At 70.6% G+C, this 25535-nt stretch carries 19 protein-coding genes; 5 read left to right on the forward strand and 14 right to left on the reverse strand.

What is annotated here, in order from left to right:
• Positions 1-41 precede the first annotated feature (41 nt).
• From ACS5PM_RS07455 to ACS5PM_RS07470, 4 genes are read left to right on the forward strand one after another with little or no spacing between them, the layout of a single operon-like run.
• Entirely contained in the window at positions 42-2879 is a 2838-nt protein-coding gene (locus ACS5PM_RS07455; RefSeq protein ID WP_439386957.1) for a glycosyltransferase family 61 protein, read from the forward strand.
• A gap of 35 nt (positions 2880-2914) precedes the next feature.
• The gene (locus ACS5PM_RS07460) at positions 2915-5809 is read left to right on the forward strand and encodes a glycosyltransferase 61 family protein (protein ID WP_439386958.1); all 2895 of its coding nucleotides are present in this window, start codon (positions 2915-2917) and stop codon (positions 5807-5809) included.
• The gene (locus ACS5PM_RS07465) at positions 5806-6912 is read left to right on the forward strand and encodes a DegT/DnrJ/EryC1/StrS family aminotransferase (RefSeq protein ID WP_439386959.1); all 1107 of its coding nucleotides are present in this window, start codon (positions 5806-5808) and stop codon (positions 6910-6912) included. The genes ACS5PM_RS07460 and ACS5PM_RS07465 overlap by 4 nt, the downstream gene beginning before the upstream one ends.
• Positions 6909-7694 (forward strand): class I SAM-dependent methyltransferase, encoded by a 786-nt coding sequence (locus ACS5PM_RS07470; RefSeq protein WP_439386960.1) that lies wholly within the window; start codon positions 6909-6911, stop codon positions 7692-7694. Before ACS5PM_RS07465 ends, ACS5PM_RS07470 begins: the two co-directional genes overlap by 4 nt.
• A 42-nt stretch (positions 7695-7736) precedes the next feature.
• On the opposite strand, the gene ACS5PM_RS07475 is transcribed toward ACS5PM_RS07470, so the two are convergent.
• From ACS5PM_RS07475 to rfbC, 8 genes are all read right to left on the reverse strand, one after another.
• Positions 7737-8168: a sugar 3,4-ketoisomerase gene (locus ACS5PM_RS07475; protein ID WP_439386961.1), complete on the reverse strand. Its 432-nt coding sequence runs from the start codon at positions 8166-8168 to the stop codon at positions 7737-7739.
• 77 nt (positions 8169-8245) lie between these two features.
• Positions 8246-9217, reverse strand: a complete 972-nt coding sequence (locus tag ACS5PM_RS07480) for a GNAT family N-acetyltransferase (RefSeq protein ID WP_439386962.1) — start codon at positions 9215-9217, stop codon at positions 8246-8248.
• Between the two features lie 6 nt (positions 9218-9223).
• Positions 9224-10006, reverse strand: a complete 783-nt coding sequence (lpxA, locus tag ACS5PM_RS07485; protein WP_439386963.1) for an acyl-ACP--UDP-N-acetylglucosamine O-acyltransferase — start codon at positions 10004-10006, stop codon at positions 9224-9226.
• Positions 10003-11307 carry a porin family protein gene (locus ACS5PM_RS07490; RefSeq protein WP_439386964.1) on the reverse strand — a complete coding sequence of 435 codons (1305 nt, stop codon included), beginning with the start codon at positions 11305-11307 and terminating at the stop codon, positions 10003-10005. The genes lpxA and ACS5PM_RS07490 overlap by 4 nt, the downstream gene beginning before the upstream one ends.
• A gap of 147 nt (positions 11308-11454) precedes the next feature.
• Positions 11455-12849: an undecaprenyl-phosphate glucose phosphotransferase gene (locus tag ACS5PM_RS07495; RefSeq protein ID WP_439386965.1), complete on the reverse strand. Its 1395-nt coding sequence runs from the start codon at positions 12847-12849 to the stop codon at positions 11455-11457.
• A 130-nt stretch (positions 12850-12979) separates the two neighbouring features.
• Positions 12980-14434, reverse strand: coding sequence for a mannose-1-phosphate guanylyltransferase/mannose-6-phosphate isomerase (locus ACS5PM_RS07500; protein WP_439386966.1), 1455 nt, complete (start codon positions 14432-14434; stop codon positions 12980-12982).
• Between the two features lie 189 nt (positions 14435-14623).
• The gene (locus ACS5PM_RS07505) at positions 14624-15964 is read right to left on the reverse strand and encodes a UDP-glucose dehydrogenase family protein (protein ID WP_439386967.1); all 1341 of its coding nucleotides are present in this window, start codon (positions 15962-15964) and stop codon (positions 14624-14626) included.
• Between the two features lie 7 nt (positions 15965-15971).
• Entirely contained in the window at positions 15972-16517 is a 546-nt protein-coding gene (gene rfbC, locus ACS5PM_RS07510; protein ID WP_439386968.1) for a dTDP-4-dehydrorhamnose 3,5-epimerase, read from the reverse strand.
• Positions 16518-16744: 227 nt separating this feature from the next.
• Here rfbC and ACS5PM_RS07515 point away from each other — a divergent pair, with 227 nt between their 5' ends.
• A complete protein-coding gene (locus ACS5PM_RS07515; RefSeq protein WP_439386969.1) occupies positions 16745-17443 on the forward strand; it encodes a helix-turn-helix transcriptional regulator in 699 nt (232 codons plus the stop codon).
• A gap of 131 nt (positions 17444-17574) precedes the next feature.
• Here the strand turns inward: ACS5PM_RS07515 and rfbA are convergent, their stop codons facing one another.
• From rfbA to ACS5PM_RS07545, 6 genes are all read right to left on the reverse strand, one after another.
• Positions 17575-18471, reverse strand: a complete 897-nt coding sequence (gene rfbA, locus ACS5PM_RS07520) for a glucose-1-phosphate thymidylyltransferase RfbA (RefSeq protein WP_439386970.1) — start codon at positions 18469-18471, stop codon at positions 17575-17577.
• Complete coding sequence (locus ACS5PM_RS07525; RefSeq protein ID WP_439386971.1) at positions 18468-19331, reverse strand: WecB/TagA/CpsF family glycosyltransferase; 864 nt, start codon at positions 19329-19331, stop codon at positions 18468-18470. The genes rfbA and ACS5PM_RS07525 overlap by 4 nt, the downstream gene beginning before the upstream one ends.
• A 14-nt stretch (positions 19332-19345) precedes the next feature.
• Positions 19346-20533 carry a glycosyltransferase family 2 protein gene (locus ACS5PM_RS07530; protein WP_439386972.1) on the reverse strand — a complete coding sequence of 396 codons (1188 nt, stop codon included), beginning with the start codon at positions 20531-20533 and terminating at the stop codon, positions 19346-19348.
• A gap of 111 nt (positions 20534-20644) precedes the next feature.
• Positions 20645-22768: an NAD-dependent epimerase/dehydratase family protein gene (locus ACS5PM_RS07535; protein WP_439386973.1), complete on the reverse strand. Its 2124-nt coding sequence runs from the start codon at positions 22766-22768 to the stop codon at positions 20645-20647.
• Between the two features lie 14 nt (positions 22769-22782).
• The gene (locus tag ACS5PM_RS07540; RefSeq protein WP_439386974.1) at positions 22783-23790 is read right to left on the reverse strand and encodes a glycosyltransferase family 2 protein; all 1008 of its coding nucleotides are present in this window, start codon (positions 23788-23790) and stop codon (positions 22783-22785) included.
• Positions 23791-23934: 144 nt separating this feature from the next.
• Positions 23935-25530, reverse strand: coding sequence for an O-antigen ligase family protein (locus ACS5PM_RS07545; RefSeq protein WP_439386975.1), 1596 nt, complete (start codon positions 25528-25530; stop codon positions 23935-23937).
• Between the last annotated feature and the right edge of the window lie 5 nt (positions 25531-25535).

A 25535-nucleotide genomic window follows, 5' to 3' on the forward strand; every position in this document is an offset into this window, starting at 1 on the left:
CCACCTCCCTGCTCGTCCCGCCACCGCCTGACGCGCTCCTTGTGCGATTGCGGTCGCTGGCCGCGGCACGACATGGCGACGGTGCCGTGCCCGGCGGCGAGGCGCTCGCCGCCAAGCTCGAAAAAGGCGCGGCTCCCCCAGCAGCCTGGGGCCGCATGGCCCACGCCATCCATGCCGATTGGCTCAAGGGCCATGACCAGCCGCCGTCGGAGCACCAGGCGCTCTTCGTCGACTGCGTGGCCCACGCCTGGCAGGGCCTGGACGACGCCGAGCGCCTGCGCAGCGGCTTGTACCCGGCGCTCATACGCGCGCTGGCCGCCGCGGGACAGGACGAGGCGCTGTCCGCCCTGGCCCAAGCGCTGGCGCCCCTGGCCGCGCAGGACGATGCCGAGCACGCGCTCGCCGCCCTGCTGCGCCAGTTGCGCCAACGGCGGCTGTTCGTCCCGCTGCATGGCCTGCTGGATGCGCTTCGGCCCGCCTGGCGACCCTCGCGGTCCTGGAGCGCACCGCTGCTGGCCGGCGTGCTGGCGCTGGCCCGGGACGCGGACGATTTCGACGCCCTGCAGACCGCCGCCGCGTGGCTGCCCGAGCTCGTCGACGCGGCCCGCGCGGAAGAGGCGACGGACGCGGCCACCTGGCGCGAGCTCGGCAAGCTGGCCTTGCGCACGCTGCAGGTCGGCCCCATGCAGAAGGCCGCACAGGCCCTGCTGGACGACGGCGGCCTGCAGCAGTCCGAGACGCAACCCCTGCTGCTGCAGCTGCTGGGCCTGCTCGCCACCTTCGCACCCGACGACACGACGCGCGCGTTGCTGGCCGAGGCCACCGGCCAACCGCCAGGGCATGCCGCCCTGCGGCTGGCCCTGGCGCGCATCGCCCACGCCGAAGGGGCAGACACCACGGTGCTGCGCGGCCTGCTCGAAGGCATCGAGCCCGGCCAGCCGGGCGGCGCCGCGGCCCTCGGCTGGCTCGCGGGAACGCTCTTCCACAACGGTGACGAAGGCGGGGCGCGCGCCCTGTACGAGCAGCTTGCCGACCAGGAGCTACTCACCGGGCCGGACCACCTGCGCCTCGCACACCTGAGGGCTCGCGACGACAGCGCGGCACCGGCGTCCGGCAGCGCCGCGCCCGCCGAGGCGCCGCCCGCATGGCCCACCGACATCGTGAGCCCCTTCGCGCCCGCCTTGGAGCCGCTGATCGAGCTGCTGGAGAGCGCTCCCGTGCACGACAACCCCGACGACGCAGCCACCCTCGCGCTGGCCGGGGAAGCCGCCGTGGCAGCGTGGCGAGCCGCGTTGCCCACCTTGCCTGAGCTCAGCATGCAGGCCTGCCTCCAGCTGGCCCGCCACCTGGCCCAGCTCGAGGCCGCCGTCTTCGCGGCGCACAGCCAATGGATCGAGGCCTTCCCCTTCCCGCTGGGCCCCGCCTACGGAAGGATCGACCCGATGCGCTGCCGCGCCCTCGGCCAGGCCCTGCTGCGACACATCGTGGTGCTGGCCGATTTCGCGCTGGACCGGCCTCATCCGCTGCAGGGCTCTCCCGGCCAGGCCAGCCTGCGCCAGGCGCTGGACCTGGCGGAGCTGCGAAGCGAAGCCCGCTGGAGCCTCGGCGAAGCGGAAGATGCGCTGGGCGACGTGGCCTCGCTGCAGCAGCGACTGGGCGCAATGGGCGCCGCTCCGTTGCAGGATCTGAAGGCCCGGGCCCTGCTCACGCTCGGCCGCCTGGACGAGGTGCGTGAGTGGGTCGCGGCAGGCGGCGACGAGGTCCTGCCCCTCGTCGGCTGGGACGATTGGATCGCGGCGGAGGACAAGCAGCCGCACACCCTGGTCGACGACACCCCGCCCAGCGGGAGCTTCGAGGCGGTCGGGCCGGACGGCGTCGTGCGCCAGCATGCCCACGCACTCGCGCCGACGCGCATGTCCGCCCTGCACCACACCGACCTGGGCGTGCGCAATTCGCACCTGCTGATCGGGCCGCGCGCCGGCATCCTGCGGCCCGGCCCCTGGCATCTGAGCATGGGCGAGTACCCGTACGAGCATCGCCACGTCCGACTGCGCGGCGGCGGGCCGCGCTCCTGCGGCGCCGTGCTGCGGCCGGCGCGATGGCAGACGGTGTCGACGCCGGTGCTGGTGCTGGCCAACATGGACGCCACCTACCACCGCAACTACTACCACTGGATGCTGCTGCTGCTCACCCGAATCGAGGCGGTGCGGGCGCGCGGCCTGCTGCTCGGCGGGCGCAAGCTGCTGCTGCCGAGCGAGCTGTCGGGCTGGATGCGCAGTTCGCTGGCCGACCTCGGCCTGGGGGAAGAGCACCTGCTGCTGTACACGCAGGACGATGACCTGCGACTCACCGACGCGCTGCTCGTCTCGCCGCTGGACTATGCCTGCCCCTCGCTCGTCGAGGGATTGCGCCAGGCGCTGTGGCGGCGCGCAGGGCTGGAGCCCTCGGCGCCGCCCGCGGCCGAGCGGCTGCTCTACATTTCGCGCCGGGGCGAAGGACGCCGACCGCTGGTGGAGGAGGCCCGGATAGAGCTCGCCGCCAGCGCGCTGGGCTTCGAGACGGTCGCTCCGGAGACGCTGAGCCTGTCGGACCAGGTGCGCCTGTTCGCCACGGCACGCGGCATCGCAGGGCCGCCCGGCGCCGCCTACACCAACCTCGTCTGGGCCCAGCCGGGCGTGCGCGTGCTGTCGATCTTCAAAGAGGAAGCCAACTTGCCGACCTTCATCGACCTGTCCATCATCCGCGGGCAATCGCACCGCTGGCTGCTCGGGCGAAACCTGCCGGGCTATGCACTGATGTCGAGCGTCAATGCACCGTTCAGCGTCGATGTCGCCCTGGCCGAACGCGAGCTGGCCTGGGTCGCCGGCGCCAGGGTCTGAGGCGGCAGGAAACAAGCGCCACGAGAGGGATGGGGATGAGCAGTTCACAAGCCGTGGTGCCCGCGCTGGGCCGCGTGTGGCTAGACCGGCTGGCCGATCGTTGCGGCCGCGAGGGCCTGCTGCTGCCGGGCGGCGAGAGCCTCCACCGCAAGCTGGCCCAACCGGACGTGCCGGTGGGTCTGCGGGGCAAGCTGGCGCATGCGATCCACGTCGACTGGGTCAAGGGCCGCAACGAGGCGCCCCCCTGGCAGCTGGAGACGCTGGTCGAGGCCATAGAGGCCTGGTGGCACGTCCTGCCGGAAGGCGAAGAGCCGCTGTCGGCCGGCCTCGCTCCGGCCTGGGTGCGCGCGCAGGGGGCGCTGGAAAGGGTCGAGCCGCTGGCCGAGGCCGCCCTGCGATGGCGCGAAGCCCTGGCAGCGCCCGAGCACGAGGCCGTGGCGCTGGCGCTGCTGCGCCAGTTGCGCCGGCTCAAGGGCGAGGCCGCGATCGAGCCGAGCCTGGCGCTGGTGGACGCGCTGGGCAGCCGCTGGGAGCCCGGGGTGGCATGGACGGCCGACGTCGCCGGCACGCTGGCCATGGTGGCCCGCAGCGCCGAAAGCCTGGCGCCGTTGCAACGCGTGGCCGGATGGGTGGAGCGGCTGGCCCCCCATGCCGCAGCCTCCCCTGGCGAGCCGTGGCTCGCGCCCTTGACGGCCGCCGCCGTGCGTTGCGCCTGCCTGCCGGCGCTGCAGCAGCTGGTCACCGCGATGCTGAACCTGGCCGACCCGGAGCCGGGCATGGGCCTGACGCTCGCCAGCGCCATCGAGGTCCTGGCCGAGTTGATGCCCAACGACGGCGCCCGCGGGCTGGTGATGCGTGCGGCCAAGGCCTGGCCGAAGCAGCCGACCATCCAGATGGAGCGCGCTCGTCTGGCACGCGCCGCGGGGGCGACGGTGCAACAGCTTTCCACCTCCCTGCTCGCGCTGGAGGCCACCCATCCGGCCACTCCGGCGGCCTGGCAACTGCTCGCCGAGTACGCCTTCCACGATGGCGATCTCGAGCTTGCCCAGGAGTGCTACCAACGGCTGGCCGAGCTGGACCAGCTGGATGACCAGGCCCAGCTGCGCCTGGCCCACCTCAGCCTGCGCCGCACGGGTGCCGGGGGACCGCTGCCGGCAGACGTGCCCGAGGCCGGCCCGCCGGAACTCGACGAGGGCCAGCTCGGGGCGCTGGCCCCGCTGCTCGCGCCGCTAGGCCAGCTGCTCGCGCTTTCGCCACGCCATGACAGCCCCCACACCGTGGCCGACCTGGAAAGGCGCGCCGCTGCCATCCTGTCCGCCTTCGAAGTCGCGCTGGCCGGCGAAGACGAGCTGACCCTGGCCGACGCCAGCGCCGCGGCCAGCCACCTGTGGGAACTGGCCAATGGCGGGGCACTGGACCTGGCCCACTGGGAAGGCGTGTTCCCTTTCGACCTGGGCCCGGCCTTCGGAACGCTGGACGGCTACCGCTGCCGCGCCCAGTGCCGCGCGGTGCTTGGCCACCTCGTGGCGCTGGCCCGCCACGCGTGGCGGCGCGAGCGGCCGCTGCGCGGTGCGCCGGGCGACGCCAGCGTCGAGATGCTGATCGAGCTGCTGCGCCAGCAGCTCGATGCCCAGCTGGCCCTGAAGCAGCCGCGCGAGGCCGGGGCCGACATGGAGCAGGCCAGGGAAAGCCTGGGCCCGCTAGGCGCCACCGCCCTGCTCGCCCTGCGCGAACGCGCCCTGCTGGCCGCCGGCGAGATCGATAGGCTGCGAGCCGATCTCGCCGCCGTGCCCGGCGCCCAGCCCGAAGCGCCGCGCAGCCCGGAGCCGCTGCCCCTGCGAGAGTGGGAGGACTGGCTGCGCGCCGAGGGCGCATCGGCCCATGCGCTGGTGCAGGATCCGGCCCTGCCCGGCCGCTTCGAGGTCGTCGATGTCGATGGCCGGGTGCGCAGCGAATCGCACGAAGCGCTGGCCACCTCCCTGAGCCTCACGCGCATGACCGACCTGCGCGTGCGCAACCTGCACCTGCTCGTCACGCCGCGAGGCGGCGTGCTCAAGCCGCATGCGTGGCACCTGCAGATGGGCGAGTTCCCCTATCCGCATCCCAACGTGCTGGCGCGTGGCGAGCAAGGCACGGTGCTACGCCGTGCCGGCTTGTGGAAGCGACTGGACGAGCCGCTGGTGGTGCTGGCCAACATGGACGCGCCCTTCCACCGCAACTACTACCACTGGATGGTGCTCACGCTCACGCGCATCCAGGCCCTGGCCGCGAACGGCATCCTCAAGACCCGCAAGCTGCTGCTGCCGAAAGAGCTCACGGGCTGGATGCTCGGCTCGCTGCGCGACATCGGTCTCGATGAGTCGCGCATCCGTTGGTACACCGCGGAGGACGACCTGCGGCTGACGGATGCGGTGGTCGCCTCGCCGGCCGAATTCGCCAGTCCCACGCTCGTCGAGGGCCTGCGCCGCACCCTGATGAAGTCGGCCGGCCTGGATCCGCAGGCGCCTCCGGCGGGCGAGCGGCTCATCTACCTCGCCCGCCGCGGCGAGACACGCCGGCCCATGGTCGAGGCGGAGCGGGTCATCGACATCGCGGAGGAACTCGGCTTCGAGATCGTCGCCGCCGAGACCTTCAGCCTGCTCGACCAGGTGCGCCTGTTCGCCTCGGCACGCGGCATCGCCGGGCCGCCGGGCGCGGCCTTCACCAACCTGATGTGGGCGCCCGCCGGCGCGCGGGTGCTGACCCTCTTCAAGCAGGACATCAACGGCCCGACGTTCTTCGACCTGTCCTTCCTGCGCGGGCAGCAGCACCGCTGGCTGCAGGCCAGGAGCATCGCGGGATTCGAGTCGGTGTCCATCGTCACGTCGCCCTTCTCGGTCGACCTCGCGCTCGCGCGGCGCGAGCTGCAATGGGTGAAGGACGGCTCATGATCAGGTTCCTGGACCTGCAAGCGGTGTATCGGCAGGACCAGTCCGCCTACGACGCCGCCTACCGCCGCGTGATGGACAGCGGCCGCTGGATCCTCGGTCCCGAGCTGGAGGCCTTCGAGGCCGAGTTCGCGGCCTTCGGCGGAAGGCGCCATGCCATCGGCGTAGGCAACGGGCTGGATGCCCTCGCGCTCGCGCTGCAGGTGGCCGGCATCGGGCCCGGCGACGAGGTGCTGGTGCCGGCGCACACCTTCATCGCGAGCTGGCTGGCGGTGCGGCTGGTGGGCGCTGTGCCGCGTCCGGTGGAGCCGGCCCCGGGGCTCTACAACATCGACGCGGCCGGGGTCGAGGCGGCGCTGACATCCCGTACCCGGGCGGTCATGCCGGTCCACCTGTACGGCGCACCGGCCGATCCCGCGGCCATCCGCCGCCTGTGCGAAGAGCGAGGCCTGCTGCTGCTGGAGGACGCGGCGCAAGCCCACGGCACGCGCCATCGGGGCGAGCCGACCGGCGGCTTCGGCCGCCTGGCCGCGTACAGCTTCTACCCGGGCAAGAACCTGGGAGCTTTCGGCGACGCCGGCGCCGTGGTGACGGACGACGATGCCCTGGCCGCGGCGCTGCGCAACCGGCGCAACTACGGCAGCGCTGTGCGCTACCAGCACGACAGCGAAGGCGTGAACAGCCGGCTCGACGAGTTGCAGGCGGCCTTCCTGCGCGTGCGCCTTGCGCGCCTGCCGGCCCACAACGAGCTGAGGTGCGCACAGGCTGCACGTTATGCGGTGCGGCTGGCTGCAGCGCCCGATCTCGCGCTTCCGGCCATTCCCGAGGGCGACGAGCCGGTGTGGCACCTCTTCGTCGTGCGCCATCCGCGGCGCGACGCGCTGCGCGAAGCGCTCGCCGCCCAGGGCATAGAAACGCTGATCCACTATCCCAAGCCGGTCTACCGCTTCCCGCCCTTCGCGCAGCATGCGACGGCGGGGCGCAGTGCGAGCGATGAACTCTGCGACGAGGTGCTGAGCCTGCCGATCGGGCCACACCTGGGGCTGGACGAGATCGATCGCGTGGCCGACGCGGTGTCGGCGTTCTGCGAAGGGCGGCCGCGGTGAGCGCCGGCGAGGCCCCGGCCGGCAAGGCCCTCAGCGCAGACGAGTACGCGGCCCGCCACGACGCCGCGCTGGATTTCGAGACGGTGTGCCTGGCGGCGCGGCAGCAGTACAACCTGGACCAGGTCGAAGCCCTGCAACCCGCCGTGGTGCTGGAGGTCGGCTGCGGGCCGGAGCTGCTGAGCCTGCAGGCGCTGGCGCGTCCCCACCGCCTGCGCCAGTGGGTCGCCGTCGAGCCGGCCGCACGATGGGCCGACGCCGCCCGCACGGCCGCAGCGAACGAGCCGCGGCTGCACGTGGTGCACGACTACATCGAAGGCGCAGCACAAGCGCTTGGAGCGCTGTGGGGCGACCAGCCGGCAGCCGACCTCGTCATCGTCTCCGGCGTGATCCACGAGACCGCCGAGCCTGAGGCCCTGCTGCATGCGGCTGTGCGCTGGCTGGCACCGGGCGGGCACCTTCTGGTCAGCGTTCCCAATGCACTGTCCTTCCACCGGCTGCTGGCGGTACAGATGGGCCTGATCGAGGCGCCGGAGGTGTTGAGCGAACGAAACCGGCTGCTGGGCCAGCCGCGGGTCTACCGGCCCGAGGACCTGCGCGAGACGGTGGCCGGGCTGGGGCTCACCGAGATTCGCCTGGACGGCTACCTCTTCAAGCCCTTCACCCATGCCCAGATGGCGCTGCTGCTGCCATCGCTGGGCGAGCGCGGCGTGCAGGGCCTCATCGAGCTGGGCCGGCAGTTCCCCGCGCAGGCGGCCGAGATCGCGCTGGTCGCGCGGCGGTGACGTCTGTGGATGGCGTAGCGCGGCCGGCACAGGGCCGCGGCGCTAACCCGCCGCCGGGGGCTGCTGTTCCTGGAACCAGCGCATGAAGTCCACGTGTTCGCGGATGTAATCGGCTTCGTCGAACAGCTCCGAAGCGAGCACCAGCAGGCAGGCGTTGGAAGAGAAGCCGTGCAGCTCGCGCCAGATGCCGGGCACCATCAGCAGGCCCTCGTTGGGGTGGCTGAGCGTCACCACGCGCTGGTGCACGCCGTCATCCAGGTGGACCTGGAAAGAGCCCGACATGGCCACGTAGAGCTGGCGCAGCTTCAGGTGCGCATGGCCGGCGCGCGAGGCGCGCGACGGCACGTCGTAGGTCCAGTAGGCGCGCTTGATCGGGAACTCGAAATCCACGCCGGATTCGACGAAGGAGATCGACCCGCGGTGGTCGTAGACCGTGCGCAGCTCGACCAAGCGGCAATCGTCGACATGGGCCATTCCTCATTCCCTCCAAGCAAGTTCCACGAACCGATATTCGCGCCGTCGCTGAACTGTCCACCCAACCAGGATGGGGCTCAACAGGTGATGAGGTAATGATCATGCACCACGGTGCTGGCGCCGAAGCTTTCCTTGTAGAAGGCGAGGCCCGGATTGAGCTCGCGGCCCTCGTGCTCGTTGGAGTGGCCGAAATCGAACCACTTGCCGGCCGTCTGGGCCCGGGCGATGGCCTGCTCCAGCAGCAGGTCGAGCGCTGCGCAGCGCCGGCCCTGGTCGGCGGCGGCCATGTACTGCAGGTGCACGACGGTGGGCGTCTCGAACAGCACCAGGCCGCCCACCAGCTCACCCGACCAGCGCGCCCACTGCAGGGAGATCGCGGCGGGAAAGCGTGCGGCCAGCAGGCGGATCTCATCGGCGCTGTGCACCGGGTGGCTGCCGTGCCGTGCCTGCAACTCGCGCTGCAGCAGGACCCAGAAGGCCGACCAGTCCTGCACCGCTTCTGCCGGGCAACCCGCGTGGCCGCCCAGCGCCAGCTCCGGGCGTTGGCGCGTCGCCCGGGTGATGGCCCGGCGCCGGCTCGCCGGCCAGTGAGCCGGGGTGGGGCCTATCACGGCCAGGGCATCGCGCCTGGCCAGCTGCGCGCCGCAGCGCCACAGTGCCCAGCGGTCTTCCTCGCACGGCAGCCGGTGGTAGATCGAGGGCACGGTCTTGTACAGCAGCTCGCTGACGCCCTGGGCCCGGCAGTGCCGCTGCAGGGCTTGCAGCAGATCCCAGGTGGCTTGCTGGCCCAGCGTGTCGGCCAGCACCAGGCCGCCGTAGCTCAGGCCGCCATGGCTTTCCAGACGCCGCCCTAACCGGTTCGCGGGCAGCACGGCGGCCAGCCTGCCGCGGCGCTCGATCACCAGCGACGCGTCGTCGAAGCGATCCGCGTGGTAGCCCATGAAGCCGCGATCGAACAGGAAGGTTCCGTTCGGGCTCGCCGCGACGAGCGCGTTCCACGCGGGCTCGTCAGCGGCGACGTACGGCCGGAAGCTGAACTCGTCGGCCATCGCGGCTCATCGGGTGATGCCATGCACCGACGGCGCCCGGGCGAAGTCCAGCACACGCCGCACGACCGGATGGGCGGGATCGAAATCGGCCTCGGCATCGGCGATGACCTGCGCCAGCGACTTGTCGGTGCCCTGGAAGCGCTCCAGCAGGTGGCGGGCAATGTCGATGTCCTCGCGCGTGAAGCCGTGGCGCTTCAGGCCGATCAGGTTGGCGCCGCGCAAGTGCGCCAGGCCCTCGCTGCCGTAGGCGATGGAATACGGCAGCACATCCTGCGCCACGGCCGACATGGCCGAGACGAAGGAGTAGGCGCCTATGCGCACGTACTGCTGCATGCCGACCATGCCGGCGATGACCGCGTGGTCGTCGATCGTGCACAGGCCGGCGATGCCGGTGTAGCTCGTGATGCGGCAGTGGTGGCCCACCTCGACGTCATGCGCGAGGTGGACGTAGGCCATGATGAAGTTGTCGTCGCCCAGCACGGTGCGGCCGTGACGGCGCGTGGTGCCGCGGTGGATGGTGACGAACTCGAAGACGTGGTTGCGGTCGCCGATGACCACCTCGGTCGCCTCGCCGCCGTAGGCCTGGTCGTGCGGCTCGCCGCCTATCACCGCATGCGCGCCGAAGTGGTTGTCGGCGCCTATCGTCACCTTGCCCTGCAGCGAGACCCCGTTCATCAAGCGGGTGCGAGGGCCGATACGGATCTCGCCTTCGAGCACGCACCAGGGGCCGATGTGCGCGCTGGGGTCGATCTCGACCTGGCCGCTGATGACGGCGGTGGGATGAATCATGGGCGGAACCAGAGCGTCGCCAGGCAGCCGGCGACGAGGGAGTCGTACGGCCGGGTGACCGTCTGGTCCACGGTGTTGGTCTCTCGGTGCTCGTGCCCGATGTCGCAGCCCAAGTCCAGCCAGCGTTGCGGGCTGTAGCGCAGGCCCAGCTTGAGGGCCGTCGTGCGGTCGACGACGTGGCTGGTGGTGGCCGGGATCAGGTCGGAATAGCGGCGGCGCGAATATTCGGCGCCGGCGGTCAGGTTGATCTTGGACGTGGCGGCCCACTGCGCCGTCCAGATGAAGGCGTCGCGCAGCAGGTCGCCCGCGCGTGCCGGCGCTGCGCCGGTGGCATCCGGCGTGATGACGCTGCCGCTGCCGCCTTCGGCGTCGCGCAGCAGCTGGGTCTTCAGCAGCAGCTTGCCGCTGGGCATCCAGTCCCAGCCGATGCCGCCGGTCCAGTAGCTGCGATCCTCGGCCACGCTGTGCTTCTCTTCGGCGCGGCCGATTCGCAGGTCCAGCTTGCTGGCCCCGGTGGCCTGCCAGTTGGCACTCAGCTCGGCCTCCCTGCGGGCCACGTCGTCGCCGGGCACCAGGTCGGTGTCGGGCCGCGAGATGCGGGTGTAGCGAAGGACCAGCATGGTCGACAAGTCCGGGCTCGGCTTGTAGCCGATGCCGCCTTCGCTGCTCCACTGGGACAGGCGGTTGAGCTTGTCGAAGGTGTCGTCCGAATACTTGCGGTCCAGCGAATCCGCGCCGGCATGCAGCGACCACAAGCCCATGCCGCCCAGTTGCGCGCGGAAGTTCGCGGCCTGGGTGCTCTCGATGTTGCGGCCCTGGAAGGGCGAGGCGCTGTCGAGGCCGAACTGGTACTGGCGTTTCACCGACTGCACGCCCAGCACGCCGGACAGCTCGCCTATCGTTTCCCAGTCGAGCTCGAGGCCGAGCTGGTGGCCGGTGTTGTCGAGATCGTCATGGTCGCGGTAGCGGTTCGCCTGCAGCGAGCCGATGCCGCGCAGGCGCTGGCGGCCGAAGGCCTCGTCGAGCGCGAAGTTCAGTGCCGTGGTCGACGTCCAGTCCGACTCCTCCCCGGAGCTCAGGCGGAAGATGTTCGATTCGTGCGTCAGCGTCTGCGACACGCCGATGCTGAAGGGCGAGGCGGGCGGCGTGGCCGGCTGGGTGATCGGCGGTGGCGAAGCCACCGGAGGCGGCGGCGGTGCGTCGACCTGGGCCTGCGCGAAAGCCGTGCTGCCCAGGCAGCCGAGCAGGGCCGCCAGCGCCGTGCGGCGCGGCTCGAAGGCGGTCGGGAGCTTGGTGATCATGGCGCCTCGTCGTCGGTTCGTTGTCGTGGTTCACATGTCGTTCGACTCATGCCACTGCGCGCCGGTCTCAAGGTACCGAGGGTCGCTCCCGAGTTCCCGGATCCCCTCGGGGGGAAGCCGTGCAAAAGCATGGCCCTGAGGGACCGCTCAGTACGCCTTGCGATCGAAGAACATCAGCTTGGCGGTGCGGGCGATGATCAGCAGATCGAGCCCGAGCGACCAGTTGCGCAGGTACTCCAGATCGTACTCGACGCGTCGCGCCATCTTGTCCACCGTGTCGGTCTCGCCACGCAGGCCGTTGACCTGGGCCCAGCCGGTGATGCCGGGCTTGACCTTGTGGCGGGCCATGTAGGCCTTGACGATCTTGCGGTACTGCTCGTTGTGGGCGACCGCGTGCGGGCGCGGCCCGACGATGCTCATCTCCCCCTTGAGGACGTTGAAGAACTGCGGCAGTTCGTCGAGCGAAGTCTTGCGGATGAAGCTTCCGAACCTCGTCACCCGCGGGTCGTTGCGGGTGGCCTGCTGCACGACCGAGCCGTTGTCCTGCACGGTCATCGAACGGAACTTGTAGACCTCGATGATTTCGCCGTCCAGGCCGGTGCGCCGCTGGCGGAAGATGACCGGCCCGCGCGAGCTGAGCTTGACGCCTATCGCCACCGCGAGCAGCACGGGCGAGATCAGCAGCAGGATGAGGGTGGCCAGCACCAGGTCGCTGGCGCGCTTGAGCAGGCCGTTGATGCCGGTGAAAGGCGTCACCAGCAAGCCCACCACCGGCACGCCGCCCATGTCCTCCAGCCGGCCCTGGATGATGCTCACGCCGAAGACATCGGGCACGAAATGCACCGAGGCCGTCGTGTTCTGCAGGGTCTCCATCAGCTGCAGGATGCGCGGCTGGGAGGTCAGCGGCAGCGTGATGAAGACATCCTTGATGCCGCGCTGCTCTATGAATTGGGGCAGCTCGTTCAGGCCGCCCAGCAACGGCACGTCGAGGGGCAGCTCGAGCCGGGTGGCGGAGCGGTCGTCGAAGTAGCCGAGCAGGTCATGGCCGTAGCCCTTGCGGGCGCTGAGCATCTCGGCCACGCGCTGGCCCATGCGGCTCGCGCCCACGATGACCGCCGGTCGCCGGTACTCGGGCAGCGCCGCGCGGTGCCGCATGTAGGCGGTGCCGAGCACCACGCACAGCCAGTGCGCCAGCGGCGTCGCGATGGCCCAGCCCAGCAGCAGCCTCGGCTCGAAGGCGCCCAGGCCGCCGGTGGCGTAGCCCACCATCAGCAGCACGGCGAGCACGCCTATCCACGACAGGAAGATGTCGATGCCGACACCGATGCCCGTCTTGCCGAAGCGGTTCAGCCCCGGGAACATCAGGACCAGCAGCAAGATGGCCATCGCCATCGCCGCGCCGCCGAAGGGCTCGTCGAAGATGGCATGGAAGACCGCCAGCATGACGGCGGCCAGCACCGGCTCCAGCACCGCGGCGATGGCCGACGGCACGCTCGGCGGCGCGTTCAGGAATTGCTTGCGGGCGCTTCGTTCTTCAAACATCTAGCCAAGCCGCGTTCGCCGCCGCGACACAGGTCGCCGCCAGGCCGTCCCACAGACGACTGGCCCCCAGCGCCCGCAAGGGGCTCTCTCGAGGGCTTGGAACTCCGTCGCCGCAGGCGACGCAGGGGGCTCACGCCGTCCTGCCGTACGTATCCTCGTAGCGGACGATGTCGTCTTCCCCGAGGTAGCTGCCCGATTGCACCTCGATGATCTCGAGATCGACCTTGCCCGGGTTGGCCAGCCGGTGCACCTCGCCGAGCGGGATGTAGGTGCTCTGGTTCTCCGTCAGCAGGATCTTCTTCTCGCCGCAGGTCACCTCGGCGGTGCCCGTGACGACGATCCAGTGCTCGGCACGGTGGTGGTGCATCTGCAGGCTCAAGGTGGCGCCCGGGCGCACCATGATCCGCTTGACCTGGAAACGCGGGCCCGCGTCGATGGAGTCGTACCAGCCCCAGGGGCGGTGCACCTTGCGATGCAGCAGGCCCTCGCCGCGGCCCTTGGCGGCCAGCTTGCTGACGATCTTCTTCACGTCCTGGCTGCGCGCGGTGTCCGCCACCAGCACCGCGTCGGCCGTCTCGATGACGACCAGGTTGTCCACCCCGACCGTGCTGACCAGCCGCCCCGAGGCGTGCACCAGCGTGTTGCGGGTGTCTTCCATCATCACGTCGCCGACCGAGGCGTTGCCGGCCGTGTCCTTGCCCGCGACCTGCCACACCGCGTCCCAGGCGCCCAGGTCATTCCAGCCGGCGTCCAGGGGCACCATGCGGATGTCGAAAGCGCTGCCGGGGCACCGCTCCATCACGGCATAGTCGACCGACTCGGCCGGCACCTGCTCGAACTCCTTCTTGCCGGGCCGGATGAACTTGGCATCCGCGCGCTTGGCCTCCCACGAGGCCTTGGTCGTCTCGAGGATGTCGGGACGGAAGTGCTGCAGCGCCTTCAGCCACACCGAGGCCTTGAGCACGAACATGCCGCTGTTCCAGTAGTAGCCGCCCTCGGCGAGGTAGCGCTCGGCGGTCGGCAGGTTCGGCTTCTCGACGAACTGCGCGACGGCGGCCAGCTCCGCCCCGACGGCGCCCGGGCTGACGCGGATGTAGCCATAGCCGGTCTCGGGCCGGTCGGGCGTGATGCCCAGGATGACGATGGAGCCTTCGGCCGCGCCGCGCACCGCGCGTTGCAGGGCGGTGGTGAACGCGGGCAGCTCGGCGACCGTCTGGTCCGCGGGAGTCACCACCAGCACCGGATCGGCCCCGCCCTCCTGGGCCTGCAGCGCCGCGAGCGTCAAGGCGGGCGCCGTGTTGCGGCCCGCCGGCTCCAGGATCACCGCCGTGCTGTCCATGCCCAGCTCGCGCAATTGCTCGAGCACCATGAAGCGATGTTCGGCATTGCCGACGACCACCGGAGATTCGACCTGGATGTCGTCACTGGCCAGCTGCGCCACCCGTTCGGCGGCCTGCTGGAACAGCGTGGTCTCGCCGGTCAGCACGAGGAACTGCTTGGGATAGCCGGCACGGGACAGCGGCCACAGCCGGGTGCCGCTGCCGCCGGCCATGATCACCGGCAACACTGGAATGGATCGGGACATGAACACCTCTATGGCTGGTCTGCAATGCGGGCAGCGAGACGGCACTCCGCCTGGCGCAGGGTCCGGACTATTGTGGCAAAGATACCTGGGCCGGCCGGCCCCCTAACAGGTCGGGCCGGGGCCGTGGGACGCGGCAATCCTTCACGTTGCGCGGCCGCTGAAAACTGCACCGTGATCGAGCGGTGTGGCTCAGCGCCGGCCGATCGAGCGGTAGTCGAGGCCGAACCCGCGCACCAACGCGGGGTCGTACAGGTTGCGGCCATCGAAGATGCGCTTGTCCTCGAGTGCCGCCGCGAGCGATTCGAAATCCGGCGTACGGAACTCCTTCCACTCGGTGACGATGATCAGGGCGTTCGCACCGGCCACCGCCGCCGGCGCGGAAGACGCGAAGCGGACGCTAGCCATCGCCTGCGGGCCCAGGTCAAGCGCAAGCACGCGCCGTGCCTCGGCGGCGGCGACCGGGTCGTAGGCCTGGACCGAGGCGCCGCGCCGGACCAGCTCGGCGATCACGACGCGGCTGGGAGCCTCCCGCATGTCGTCGGTGTTGGGCTTGAAAGCCAGGCCCCAGACCCCGAAGGTCCGGCCCGTGAGGTCCTCGCCGTACACCCCGACGACCTTCCTGACCAGCACCTGCTTCTGCTCATCGTTGACGGCCTCGACGGCCGTCATCATCTTGCTCGGCAGGCCTGCGTCGGCGGCCGTGCGGGCCAGCGCCTTCACATCCTTCGGAAAGCAGCTCCCGCCGTAGCCCGCGCCCGGATAAAGGAAGTGCGTGCCGATGCGAGGATCGGAGCCTATGCCCACCCGCACCTGCTCGATGTCGGCGCCCAGCGCTTCGGCCAGCCGCGACAGCTCGTTCATGAAGCTGATGCGGGTGGCGAGCATCGCGTTGGCCGCGTACTTGGTGAATTCGGCGCTCCGGATGTCCATCACCAGCAACCGGTCGTGGTTGCGCACGAAGGGCGCATAGAGCGCACGCAACAGCAGCGTGGCACGCTCGTCCTCGGTGCCGATGATGATGCGATCGGGCTTGAGGAAGTCGTCGACCGCCGCGCCCTCCTTCAGGAATTCGGGGTTAGAAGCCACCGAGAACGCCAGCTCGATGCCGCGCTTGGCGAGTTCATCCGCCACGGCCTCTCGCACCCGGTCGGCGGTGCCGACGGGAACGGTGCTCTTGTCGACGATGACCTTGTGGTCGGTCATCAGGCGGCCGATGTTTCGCGCGGCGGCGGTGACGTACTGCAGGTCGGCCGAGCCGTCCTCGTCCGGCGGCGTGCCCACGGCGATGAACTGCAGGGTGCCGTGGGCCACCGCGCGGGCGACGTCGGTGGTGAACTCCAGCCGGCCGGCGGCGGCATTGCGCTGCACGATCTCCTGCAGGCCGGGTTCGTGGATGGGGATGCCGCCGCTGTTGAGGATTTCGATCTTGCGGGCATCGACGTCGAGACAGACGACGTGATTGCCCATTTCGGCGAGGCAGGCGCCGGTGACCAGGCCGACATAGCCGGTGCCGATGACGGTGACTTTCATGGGGTGTTCAGACGGTGAGCTCGCTCAGGCACGGCGCGGCGGCGTCCTTGGGGGACAGCAGGGCAGGCACGCCGGCGTCGGGCCAGTCGATGCCGATGGCCGGATCGTCCCAGCGCAGCGAGCCCTCGGCCTGCGGGGCGTAGTAGTCGGTGGTCTTGTAGAGGAAGTCGGCGCTGTCGCTCAGCACCAGGAACCCATGGGCCAGACCGGGCGGGATCCACATCTGGCGGTGGTTCTCGGCGCTCAGCACCGCGCCGGCCCAGCGTCCGTAGGTGGCGCTGCCCGGACGGATATCGACGGCGACGTCGAACACCGCTCCGCTGGCCACCCGCACCAGCTTGCCCTGGGCATGCGGAGCGCGCTGGAAATGCAGACCTCTCAGCACGCCGCGGGTCGAACGCGAATGGTTGTCCTGCACGAACGCCACGGGGTGCCCGACCGCTTGCTCGAACAGGCGCTGGTTGTAGCTCTCCATGAAGAAGCCGCGCTCGTCGCCGAAGACCTTGGGCTCGAAGATCAACACGTCGGGGATCTCGGTTCTCTCGAACTTCAATTCACCCCCTCGGCGCTGCGCGCGGTCCCCGGGAGGGGGTATCCATCCTTGAGGCGGCTGTGCAATCTCATGCGCCGGGATTGTCCCATGGGGCCCCGCGCGGCCGCTCAAGCCGTCCATCAGTAACCAATTGTTCACGCTTTGGTGCCCGGCGCACCGCGCGGCACCCTGTCGGATCGCGGCGAGCTGACCGATGATCAAGTGACCCCCTTTGCAGCCGCCCCGTCTTGAACCCTCCCATCATGAATGCCGCGCTCGTCGTCGCCCTGGAAACTGAGCTGGCCTACCGCGGCCCGGAACGCCGTGGCGGCGAGAACGCGGGCCTCGTGCGGCTGATGGCCGCCGTGCTGGACGAGGTCGACTACGGCCTGATGCTCTTGTCGGCCGACGGCCTGGTGGTGCACGCCAACCACGCGGCCCTGCGGGAAATGGGTTCCGCCCATCCGCTCGAACTGCGCAGCCGCCGCCTGCGCGCACGGGACCCGCACGAGCAGCAGCCCTTGGTCGACGCCCTGGAAGCGGCGCGCCACCGGGGCGTGCGCTGCCTGCTCAACCTGGGCAGCAACGAGGCCCGCATCGGACTGTCCATCGTGCCGCTGCCTCTGGCACTGTCTCGCCACGCCAGCGGGAACGCGGTCCTGATGACGCTGCAACGGACGCAGCTGGTCGAAAAGCTGTCCGTCGGGGCCTTTGCCCGGGCGCGTGGCCTTTCCCAGCGCGAGGAAGAAGTATTGACTGCGTTGTGCGAGGGACTCCGGCCGACACAGATCGCCGAGCGCATGGGCGTCGCAGTGGCCACGGTGCGCAGCCACGTGCACAACCTCAAGGAGAAGACGCATTGCCGCAGCATGGTCGAGCTGGTCAAGCAGATCGCGCTGCTTCCGCCGCTGGTGACGGCCTTGAAGACCCCGGGTCGCATGGTCTGAGGCCCGCGGGCCGGCCGGATCCGCTGGCTGGGCGCAGCCCGACCCTGGGGGCACTCAAGCAAATGTGGCTCTGCCACTTTGCTTGAACCCCCTCGGGGGGCGGGCCGGGTGCAGCCCGGACCTGGGGGCAATCAGAAAACGCGGTCCTTCAGGATCTGCTGCAGGTACTGCCCGTACCCGCTCTTGGCCAGCGGGGTGGCCAGCGCGGCGAGTTGCTCGTCGCTGATCCAGCCCTGGCGCCAGCAGATCTCCTCGGGGCAGCAGACCTTCAGGCCCTGGCGCTTCTCGATCGTCTGCACGAAGGCTCCCGCCTCCAGCAGGCTGTCATGGGTACCGGTGTCGAGCCAGGCATCGCCGCGCCCGAAGATCTGCACATCAAGCTGGCCCGCCTCGAGGTAGCGGCGGTTCAGGTCGGTGATCTCGAGCTCGCCCCTGAGACTGGGCTTGAGCGCCCTGGCATGCGCGACGACCTGCTCGTCGTAGAAGTACAGGCCGGTGACCGCATAGCGGCTCTTGGGCTGCTTCGGCTTTTCCTCCAGGCTCACGGCATGGCCCGCTTCGTCGAACTCGACGACGCCGTAGCGCTCGGGATCGGTCACCGGGTAGGCGAACACCGTCGCGCCGCTGTGCCGAGCCGCGGCGGACTGCAGCCGTCGGCCGAGGTCATGGCCGTAGAAGATGTTGTCGCCGAGCACCAGCGCGCTCCCGGCCCCGGCGAGGAACTCTTCGCCGATCAGGAAGGCCTGGGCCAGCCCCTCGGGCCTGGGCTGCACCGCATAGCGCAGCGACACCCCCCAGTTCGAACCATCGCCGAGCAACTGCTCGAAGCGGGGCGTGTCCTGCGGCGTGGAGATCAGGAGGATGTCGCGGATGCCCGCCAGCAGCAGCGCCGACAGCGGGTAGTACACCATCGGCTTGTCGTAGACCGGGATCAACTGCTTGCTCAGGGCCAGCGTGGCCGGGTGCAGCCGGGTGCCGGCGCCGCCGGCCAGGATGATGCCCTTGCGGGCGGGCAGGTCTGTGCTCACGGGCGGTCTCCTGGAAGGGGCCTGGGCAGGGCGACGGCCTGCGGGAAGGGATCGCGATACTGGCCGGCGCGGTCCTGCGCCATCCACCAGAGAAAGCGCGCATTGCGCAGGTAGCGCCGGCCGTAGCGCCCGGGCTCGGTCAGGACGCGGTAGCTCCACTCCAGGCCCAGCTTGCGCATCCACACCGGCGCGCGCCGGACCTCGCCGGCTTCGTAGTCGATGGTGGCACCCACCCCGATGAACACCCGCACCTGGGGCAGGGCCGCTCGATGGCGGGCGAGCCAGATCTCCTGCTTGGGCGCCCCCAGGCCGACCATCAGCGCCGTGGCGCCACTGGCCCGCACCATCGCGAGCACCGACTCGATCTCGGCGGGGTCGTCGACGAAGTCCATCGACGGCCCATGCGCCCCGACGACCAGCTCGCGGCCGGCGGCGGCGTTGATCCGGTCGGCGGCTTTCCGGGCGACGCCCGGTTTCGCACCGAGCAGGAAGATGCGCACCGCGGGATTGGAGGCGTGGCGCCGGAAATACGCCGGCACCAGATCCGAGCCGGTCACCTTCTCGGCCACGCCGCAGCCCTGCCAGCGCAGCGCCCACCAGACGTACTGGCTGTCCACGGTGACGAAGTCCGCCGCCCGGTAGGCCGAGACGAAGGTCGCGTTCGTCTGCAGGTGGTAGAGGTGGTCGGGATTGACGGTGAAGACCAGGCCACCGTCCGCATCCAGGCGATCGAGCAACTGGTCCATCGTGAGGTCGTCCGCCCACACGTTCAGCAGCGGGACGCGCCGCCAGGGCCGCGCAGGGATCGCGAAGGCCGGCCCGGGGGCAGCGGCAACCGGAGGCGCGGTCTTGGCAGGCACGCGGTTCATTGTGCTCACTTCCTGTCGGTGCGGACCCAGTCCTTCTGCCGGCGCGACCAGAAGCGCAGGTAGATGGCCAGCTTAGACACGGCGTACAGCGGCGCGCCGAGCAGCTGCAGCGGGGAAAGCACGTCGCGCCCCCAGCGGATCCAGGCCGCCAGCACGGCCCCGGACAGCAGCGCCAGCAGCAGGCTGCAATACCACCAGGGGCCTGATCCACCTAGCGTCCACGCGGCCAGCGCGGCCAGGCACCACAGGGCCGCGGTCACCAGCACCAGCAACGCCAGCGGGGGCACGGCCAGGTCGAGCGCGAGGCCGAACAGCCCCCAGTCGCCGCACCTGAGCGCCTGTCGCAGCAAGGGCAGCGCGTGGTGGCCGATCAGACCCAGGTGACCATGCTCCCAGCGCGTGCGTTGGCGCTGAGCGGCGGCCGTGCCGGAAGGGAAGTGGCTGTCGACCAGGGCGGCTTCGCAGAAGCGCGGGGCCTGGCCCTCGCGCGCCAGAGCCAGGCCGAGCTGCATGTCCTCGACGATGCTGCCGCTGGCCAGCGGCGCCTCGGCGATGAGCGGCCAGGGGAAGGCCATGCCGCTGCCGGTGAGCTGGCAGGGCCAGCCCAGCCGCGCCGCGCCGCGCGGCCGCACCCGGTTCTTGACGCGCCAGGCGAACTCGGCGATGCGACCGTTCAGGCCGACGGGCCCGGCGTTGCGCATCAGGTAACAGGCCTGCACCGGTGCGTTCCAGCGCACGCAGGCCGCGGCCAGGGCATCGAGCGCGCCATCTTGCGGCAGGCAATCGGCATCGACGATCACGACCAGCGGCGGCGGCGCCTCGCGCAGCCGCTCGACGCCGAATGCCAGTGCGTAGCCCTTGCCGCGCTGCTCCGCGTGCTGGCGCTCGGCCACCTCGGCGCCTTCCGCACGGGCAACGCCAGCGGTGTCGTCGCTGCAGTTGTCGGCCACCACCAGCAGCCGGTCGCCGGGGCGCAGCTGAGCTCGCAGCGCACGCAGCGTGGCCGCGATGCCGGCCGCCTCGTCATGCGCCGGCACCAGCACGGCCAGCTCCGGCCGCGGCAACGCGCCGACGCCACGCCGAGCCGGCAGCCAGGCGGCAGCGACTTCCAGCACGAACACCAGCACCGGCACCGCCAGCATCAGGACGAGCAGCCCGATCAGGCCCGTGGCCAGCAGGGACAGCACCGTCATCACGCCACGCTCCCGGCACGCTGCACCAGCACGACTTCATGCCTGCAGGCCTCGGTCGCAAGGGGGCGGGAACGGTCGGCCGGCCGGGCGCGTGCACTCATGCGCAAGTGCTCACCGGAGGTAGTGGCGGACGGAGGCCGCGATGCCGCGCTCGACGAGGGCCTCGCGCGTGCCGGCGGGCTGCCAGCCCAGCGCCTGCCGGCTGTGGCTGTTGTCGAAGCGTGCGGCCAGCTGGCGGCACGCCCAGTCGTGATGGCTGGGCCGCTTGCGGTTGGGATGCCGGATGGCGTTCTTCACGGTCTCCTTCACGACATCGAGCAGGAAGAACTTCCACACCGGCACCGGCGTCGCTCGCAGGCGCGTGCCGGTCAGGCGCGACACTTCGGCCACGTACTCGCGCGCCGTCAGCAAAGGTGCGTCGGTGAGCAGGAAGGCCTGGCCCTCGATGCCGGGCTTGTCCAGCCCGAGCACGAGCGCGTCGGCGACATCGTCGACCAGCACCAGGGGCAGCTTGTGTTCGCCGCTGCCCCAGTACTGCACGCGGGTGTCCGAGTGGAACATGCCCACGCCCCAGTGCGCCGGCGGGCAGCCCTCGCCTATCACCACCGCCGGCCGGAAGATGACCAGCGGCAGGCCACGGCTGCGATGCAGGTCCAGCAGCAGCGCCTCGCAGGCGGCCTTGGAGCGGGCGTAGAGATTGCGCGAGCCGATCGCCGGGTCCAGCGGCGTGCCGCCGCCTATCACCTTGTCGGCGCTGGCGGCGTCGTAGGAGTCGATGGTGCCGGTGTAGATGAATCGCTTGACGCCCGCCGCGAGCGCGGCTTCGGCCAGGACGCGGGTGGGCTTCTGGTCGCCCTCGACGTAGTCCTGCCAGCGCTGGCCAATGGCCTTGGCCAGGTGATAGACCACCTCGATGCCCTGCAGCGCGCGGCTCACCGCCGCCGGGTCGTCCAGCGCCCCTTCGGCGACCTCGACCGGCAGGCCCTCCAGCTCGTATTGCGCGCCGGCCCGGCTGCGCGACAGCACGCGCACGCCGTGCCCGGCTGCCAGCAGCGCGCGCACCAGGCGCTTGCCGATGAAGCCCGTGCCGCCGACGACCAGCACCTTGGCCGGCTGCGCGGGCACCGGGGCGGCCGGCGCCGGCCGCGGCTGCGCCGAGGCACCACAGGCCGCCGCGATGCGCTCGCAGCTGCCTATCACTTCGGCACCGAAGCGGCCGCCCAGCCGCTCGTCGAGCCGGCCTTCCTCGATGCCGCGGTAGAACGCCGCCACGCTGCGCGAAATGCTCTCCAGGAAGACATTGGCCTGCGGGCCCTTGCGCAAGGTCGCCGCGAACTGGCGCCGGAAGTTGGACCAGGCCTGCCCGCGCCAGGCGGCCGAGCCGCGGCGTGCCTGGCCCAGGCTGTCGAACAGCGCGCTGTTGCTGCGAGCCTCGGCGGTCAGCAGCAGGTCGCGCTCGAAATCCAGCTCCGCGCTGGCGGCGTAGCCGCGCACCCGCAGGCTGCGGTCGGGCTGGCCGGGCTGGACCGACAACTCCAGGCTCACGCCGGTGGTGCCACGGCGGCCGATGACGCTCCAGTGGCGCCAGACGCGCTGCGCGCCTGGCAGCTCGATGGGCAGCGAGGCACTGGCCTGCAAGTCGTCCAGCGGCCCGACCAGGTCGTGCAGGAAGGCCAGCAGGTGCGGCCCCAGCTCGAACAGCAGGTTGGACTCGGCCCTCAGCATCCAGTTGTTGTAGGGCCCGAACTGGATCAGGCCCAGCGGGTAGAGCCAGCGCAGCGAGACGTGGTCCAGGCGGCCGATGGTGCCGTCCTTCACCTGTGCGCGCAGGCGCTCGTAGGCGGGCAGGAAGAGGAAGTTGTGGTTGACGCCCAGCATCAACCCGCGCGACTCGGCCTGCGCGGCCAACGCGTTGCAAGCCGCCGCGTCCAGGCCCATGGGCTTCTCGACGAAGACATGCACGCCCGCATCGAGCAGGCGGCGGGCGACATCGACGTGCAGCTGCGGCGGCAGCAGCACGTGCACGGCATCGAGGCCGGCGGCGAGCATCTCGTCGACCGACGTGAAGACGCCGGGGATGCCGAAGGCCGCCGCGGCCGCCGCGGCCCGGCCGCGCGAGACATCGCAGACGGCCGCGAGCTCGACCTGCCCGGGCAGAGCCCGGAGCGCCTTGGCATGGGCCTGCAGGATGTAGCCGGCGCCCAGCAGGCCGACACGCCTTGGTCTTGTTGTCATGTTCCCTATGCGTGTTACTTGTATTCGATGATCCGGTAGCGGCCGCGCGCCAGGTTCCAGTGGAACTTGATCAGCCCCAGCGCATTGGCGAACTTGGCCAGCAGGTTGAAGCGGGCGTACAGCGCGCTGTCGGCCGGGCTGTCACCGCGCACACGCCGGTACCGCCAGATACGCCAGCCCAGCACGCCGTAGCCGCCCAGCAGCAGCACGCTGGCTCCGCGCGTCGGCCACAGCGTGAGCAGCACCCACAGGGGCAGCGCGACGCCCCAGAACCAGGTGCTGCGTCGCTCGCGCGCGCAGTCGCGCTGCGGGCCGGCGCCGTGCAGGTGGGCACGCTGGCCGATGGCGTGGCCGGCCCGCACGGCGCGCGTCCACCACTGCGAAAACCGGTGGATGTCGGCGTCGTGCTGCGCCATCGGCACATCGAGCTTGCGTACCTGGTGGCCGGCGGCGCCGACACGAACGCCGAACTCCGAATCCTCGCCGGCGATGACCTCGGTGTTGAAGCCGCCCAGGGCCTCGAAGACCGAGAGCCGGACCATCATGATGCCGCCGAGCGCGCCGAAGTTCTCGATCACGCCGGCCGGTGCCAGCCACTCGAGCGCGCACAGCCGGTTGTAGACGGAAGCGTTGGGGTGCAGCTCCTGCAGGTGGCCCAGCACGACGGCCGTCGCGGGCACGGCGCGAAGCGCTCCTTCCGCGGCTTCCAGCCAGTCGGGCAACATCAGGCAGTCACCGTCGAGGAACTGCACATAGCGCAGATGCGGGTGGCGGGCACGCAGCAACGCGGCACCCTCGTTTCGTGCTCGTGCCGCCGAGAACGGCCGCGACGGATCCAGCGGCAGCACCGCATCGACCAGCCCGCGCGCACGCTCGACGCTGCCGTCGCTGGAGCCCGAGTCCACGTAGATCACCGGCCGAGGCTGGGTGCGCAGAGCCTGAAGGCAGGCCACCAGGCGCTGGCCCTCGTTGCGGCCGATGACGACGATGCCGGCGGCGGGCAGCTCTTCAGGCGTGCTCATGGTGCGGCGCCGCGGGGGCGGCGAACGGCAGGCAACAAAGGGGGCGCGGAGCGGGTGCGAAGGCCATGCAAGGGGTGCGCGAACGCAACCCGCCAGAAGCACGCGCCGACTGGCCAGCCGCGAGGCGCGGGCAGCGAGCGCGCATTATGGTCGACGCACCGGCAGCAGGCCCGGGGGGGTCGAGGGCCTGGCCAGAGGCCGCTGCGGCGGGCCGGCGGGACGGCCGGCCATGGGCCCCGCATCGGGTTGCAACCGCCCGCGCTCGGGCATGTACAACCGCGCGCACGAAACGCTGAGCCCGGCCAGCATGTAGGTCAGTTGCAGGACCACCACGATGCTGCTGGTGGTGACCAGCACGAACAGCAGCGCGATCGTCGTGGCGATCAGGTAGTTGGCCATGTGCCGACCCTCTGCACTGGCGTCGGCGTGCCCCCGTAGCCGCCAAAGCGACGACAGGGTGGCGAGGAAGATGCCGACGAAGCAGGCCAGGCCCACCACGCCGGTGGTCAGCGCGATGCCGAGGTAGGAGTTGACGATGTCGATGATGCCCTGGCCCTGGCGCAGCTCCTCCATGTAATTCAGGTAGCCGGGCACCCCGAGCCAGGGGCTGTTGGCGATCAAGCCGAGCGAGATCTCGAGCAGGCGCTGCCGGTATTCGACGTTCTCGGAGTCGACGTGGCCTACGAAAGGCAGCATGTCGACCACGAAGTGCAGGGCCGGGATCAGCGACGCCACCGCGACGATGCCGATGCCACCGACCACCGCGTAGACGAGCCGGCGGCCGGCTCCTTCGCCCAGGAAGATCAGCAGCACGAACATCAGCGCAGCCCCGAGCCACGAGCCACGGGCCAGCGAGGCGGCGAGCCCACCCACCAGGGCCAGCGTGCCGAGCCAGGCCAGCGCCCGGTAGCGGACGTCGTTCTTGATGGCGCCCCAGAAGCCCAGGCCCAGCACGAGCACGCAGCCGAACATCAGCGAATGTCCGGCCGACGCCTTGGCGCGAAGGAATCCGGCCCGCTCGAGGAACACGTTCATGTCCCAGTCGATGTTCCAGCCCTCGGGCACCGCGTCATACAGCGGCCAGCGGCGCACCGACTCGAACATCGCGAGCAGGGACAGCACCATCGCCACCAGCACATAGGCCCGCAGGGCGCTGCGAAGGCCCTCCGGCGTGGTGAAGGCGCGGCTGAAGACCCAGTACGGCAGCAGCGTGTCGACGCCGAGCACGAAGGCCTGGCGGATGAGGTCGGTGCGCGACGCGTAAGGCAGCATCACCGCCAGCTGGACCCCGAAATAGGCCAGCACGAACCAGTCGGCCGCGACCCCCAGCGGACCGGGTTGGCGCGGACCTCGGCCGATGCCCAGCATCGCCGGCAGCAGCAGGGCGAAAGTGAGAGCGCGCGAATGCGTCATCTCGAAGAAGTTGCCTATCGATCCGAAGCCGGGGATGTAGGCACCGAGGTTGGGCACGGCCAGCAGCAGCAGCGCCCACAGGATGGCTGCGCGCTCCGCCTTCTGCCTGGCCGGCAACATGAAAGCGAGCACCACGACGGGCATCGCCAGCGTGTAGACCCAGATGCTGGGCGAGACGAACGACAGCGTCGTGACGATGAGGAAGGCCCACCGCAGGCGGCCGATCTCGCCTTTGCGCGCCTGCTCGGGCCAGGCCAGTCCGGCGATCCAGAACAGCAGCAGCGCCGTCGCCAGGATGATGGGCAGCGGCTTGAGATGTGGAGACATGTGTC

Source organism: Ideonella flava (assembly GCF_051857595.1).
Lineage (GTDB): Bacteria > Pseudomonadota > Gammaproteobacteria > Burkholderiales > Burkholderiaceae_C > Ideonella.